The sequence below is a fragment of the Streptomyces sp. NPDC001156 genome, assembly GCF_053598275.1.
This window is the reverse complement of the sequence record NZ_JBSFJX010000402.1, coordinates 1-3,606: the sequence shown is the minus strand read 5'-3', so window position 1 is coordinate 3,606 and position 3,606 is coordinate 1. Positions and strand designations below refer to the sequence as shown.

The following is a 3,606-nucleotide window of genomic DNA, read 5'->3' as shown; positions in this document are numbered from 1 at the left end:
CCCCAGCAGGCCCAGACCTACACCCTCAACGTCCAGATCCAGATCATGGACAACGGACTTGCATCTCGTCGTCGCCGGTAAACGCAACGGTGTTGACCTTCATTTACAGTCCCCGGCTCGCGGGGAGGAGCTGCTCAGCCCAGATGGTCTTGCCGGTGCGGGAATGACGGGTGCCCCAGCGTGTGGTGAGCTGGGCGACCAGGAGCAGGCCGCGGCCGCCCTCGTCGAAGACGCGGGTCCGGCGCAGGTGCGGTGTGGTGCTGCTGGCGTCCGAGACCTCGCAAATCAACGTACGGTCGTGAATCAGCCGCAGCTGGATGGGGGGTTGGCCGTAGCGGATGGCGTTGGTCACCAGTTCGCTGACCACCAGTTCGGTAATGAAGATGGCCTCATCCAGTCCCCACTCGGTCAGTTGGGCGGAGGCATTCCGGCGAGCTTGGGCGACGACGGCGGGGTCGTACGGGACGTCCCAGGTGGCGACCTGGTCGGCGTGGAGGGCGCGGGTACGGGCAAGAAGCAGCGCGATGTCGTCGTCGGGCCGTGCCGGGAGCAGTGCTTTGAGTACGGTGTCGCAGAGCGCGTCCAGGGACGGGGCGGGTTGGACGAGGGAGTTGCGCAGCGTGTCGAGTTCTTCGTCGACGTCGCGGTCTCGGCCGTCGATCAGACCGTCGGTGTACAGGGCGAGGAGGCTGCCCTCTGGCAGTTCGATCTCGCTCGCTTCGAAGGGCAGGCCGCCCAGGCCGAGTGGCGGGCCAGCAGGCAGGTCGAGGATGTGGGCGGTCTCGTCCGAGGTGACCACAGCCGGCGGTGGGTGGCCAGCCCGGGCCAGGGTGCAGCGGCGGGAAACCGGGTCGTAGACGGCGTACAGGCAGCTAGCCCCGATCTCCCCGGCCGTTTCGGCGTCCCTGGTGGTACACGTTTCGGCGGACAGGCGAACGACGACGTCGTCGAGGTGGGTGAGCAGCTCGTCGGGTGGGAGGTCGATGTCGGCCAGGGTGCGCACAGCGGTGCGCAGTCGGCCCATCGTGGCGGAGGCCTGGAGGCCGCAGCCGGCCACGTCACCGACGACCAAGGCGATCCGTTCACCGGAAAGCGGGATCGCATCGAACCAGTCACCGCCTACACCAGCCCGGGCGCCGGCCGGCAGGTAGCGAGAGGCAACCTCCACCGCTGCCTGCCTGGGGAGCCTCTGGGGAAGCAGGCTCCGCTGCAAGGTCTCGGCCGTGGTGCGCTCGCGGCCGTACCGGCGGGCGTTGTCGATGCAGACAGCCGCTCTGGCGGTGATCTCCTCGGCCAGCAGCAGGTCGTCCCGTTCGAAGGGCTCCGGGCGCCGGTGACGGGCGAAGAGGGCTATGCCGAGGGTGATGCCTCGGACACGGATGGGCACCACCATCATCGAGTGCGTCCCGTACTCACGGATCCAGGCGGCCACGGCAGGGTCGTCGGCCGCCCACCGGGTGATGGTGGACTCGGTCGTCTCGTACTTTGCGGGGCGGCCCGTGGCCAGCACCTCGGCCGGCGCCGAGAACGCTGGATAGGTGGTCATGGCTCCCACCTCGACCAGGGCATCGGGACAACCCTCGAGGACGGACTGCTGGGCAGTGTGGCACAGGGTGGGCAGGCCGCCAGTCAGCGGGCCGGCCAGCGGCTCGTCGCCGCGATGCAGGAACGTGAGCAGGTCGACGCTCATGTAATCCGCGAGCCGGGGGACGGCGACGTCGGCCAGTTCCTGGGCGGTGTGTGCGATGTCCAGGGTGGTGCCGATGCGGGTACCGGCCTCGTTGATCAGTATCAGCCGCTGCCGGGCCTCGTACTGCTCGGTCATGTCCTGCGCCACGTGGCACACACCGCGCAGTCGGCCGGTCCGGTCCCTGAGCGGGGCGGTGGAGACCGACCAGGCGTGCTTACGGCTCTCGCCGGGTGCACGGAAGTAGCTCTCCACGTGCTGCGGTTCGCCGCTGGCCAGTGCCAGCCGCATGGCCTCCTCGGACCTATCGGCCTCGGGGCCCGTCGCTATCTCGGACAGGCGCAGCCCGCGAATCTGGTCCTCGGTGAGGGCGAGTACGCGTTCCATGCCGGCGTTCGCCCGCTCCAGCCGCAGATCTGTGTCGTAGATGGCCAGGGCACACGGTGTCTGGGCGAACGTCCACTCCACCAGCGCGTTGCTATGGTCGGGGCGCGGTTGGCGCGGCACGGCAGACACCACGAACCACTCGGCGGCTCCGTCCTCTGCCTCGCGGCGGTTCGCGAGTACCCTGACCCCCACACGGTGGCCGTCCCGGTGCTGGAGCGTCGCCCTTCCACTCCATCTCTCCACCAGTCCGTCCCGCGGCTGCCGGGCCATCTCCTTCACGTCTTCGGCAAGCAGGTCGGCCGCTGGCCTCCCCACGATGTCCTCGGGACGATAGCCGAGCATCTGCTGCGCGCCCTCGCTCCACCCTGTCACGATGCCCCGCTCATCGGTGGTGGCCGTGGCTGCGAACGCCGCGTCGGGAATGTCATCCGGCCGGTCGCCGGAAGCGGTTCGGTATCGCATCATCGCCGCTCGTCTGCCCTTGATGATGTCTCCCCCGACCATTCCAGTATGGCCTCCGAACCCTGATGGGCACCGGAGCGGGGCATCGCCATCCGAATCGGGAGCCAAGAGCTCTTTCGACAGGCTGCGGGGCTCGCTTCAGGGGGCACGGGTGCGAGGTCTTCCTGTATACGGCCGGTCAGCTCCTGCCACAGACAGACCCACACTGGAAGCCCGTGGCATCGTCACTGATCCGCAGCCCGGCCACCTGCCGGCCAGCAGCGTCGACCACGGCGACATCATGGTGGGGTCGGCATGGAGCGCGGTTCCGGGATTCCTCCCGGCCCGATTCTCCATGCCGCCCTCCCGAACCCGGCGTGCCCGTTGGCCGAGCACCGGGCTCTCCACAAGTCCCGTTGGACTGTCGATCTCCTCAACTCGCGCTGGGCCAGGGCGACGGAATGGTCGTCCCACGAGTGCGGTAGCGCGTTGTGACTACCGCCCCGGGGTTGAAACAGGACGACTTCTCCGTCGTGCGGCCACCATTTGCCGTCGCAGTAGCGGCGGCAGAGTTCCTTCCACCCGGTGCCGAGGTGCTTGCGCGGCAGCCAACCGAAGACCTGGCGCCAGACGATCATGCGCAGGTATTGGAAGGTCCGGGCGGACACCCCGGGGCGGAAGTAGGCAGTCCAGCCCCGCAGCACCTGGTTGAGCTTGTGCAGCAGGACTGCCAGCGGCAGGCTGACGTTCATCCTGCAGATCGCCTTTGTCTTGGCCTTGATGGCCCGAAGGGCCTTCTTGGCCGGGTAGTTGCAGACGTACTGCCGGTCGGTCCCTCGCTTCCGGTGGCGCTGGATGCGCCATCCGAGGAAGTCAAGGCCCTCGTCGATATGCGTGATCAGCGGCTTCTCCTCCGACAGCCGCAGGCCGACGGTGGAGAGGACCTTGGCCACTTCAGGAAGCAGCGCCTCGGTGTGCGCTCGGGTGCTGGAGACCAGAATGACGAGGAGAGTCGGCGGGGGGGGGTTGCCCCCCCCCCCCCCACCCGCACACCGCGAGAAAAAAACGGCGGAAAAGACGACGCCAGCACA

2 protein-coding genes are annotated in these 3,606 nt (G+C 68.3%); both read right to left on the bottom strand.

Features of this window, described 5'->3' with window-relative positions:
- Positions 1-103: 103 nt before the first annotated feature.
- Positions 104-2,539, bottom strand: a complete 2,436-nt coding sequence (locus ACWDA7_RS51265) for a SpoIIE family protein phosphatase (RefSeq protein WP_450614899.1) — start codon at positions 2,537-2,539, stop codon at positions 104-106.
- A 275-nt stretch (positions 2,540-2,814) separates the two neighbouring features.
- Complete coding sequence (locus ACWDA7_RS51260) at positions 2,815-3,468, bottom strand: group II intron maturase-specific domain-containing protein (protein WP_450614897.1); 654 nt, start codon at positions 3,466-3,468, stop codon at positions 2,815-2,817.
- Positions 3,469-3,606: the final 138 nt, after the last annotated feature.

Coding starts and splice junctions, on each gene's coding strand:
- ACWDA7_RS51265 (WP_450614899.1), bottom strand. CDS start 2,539: ATGATGCGATACCGAACCGCTTCCGGCGACCGGCCGGATGACATTCCC.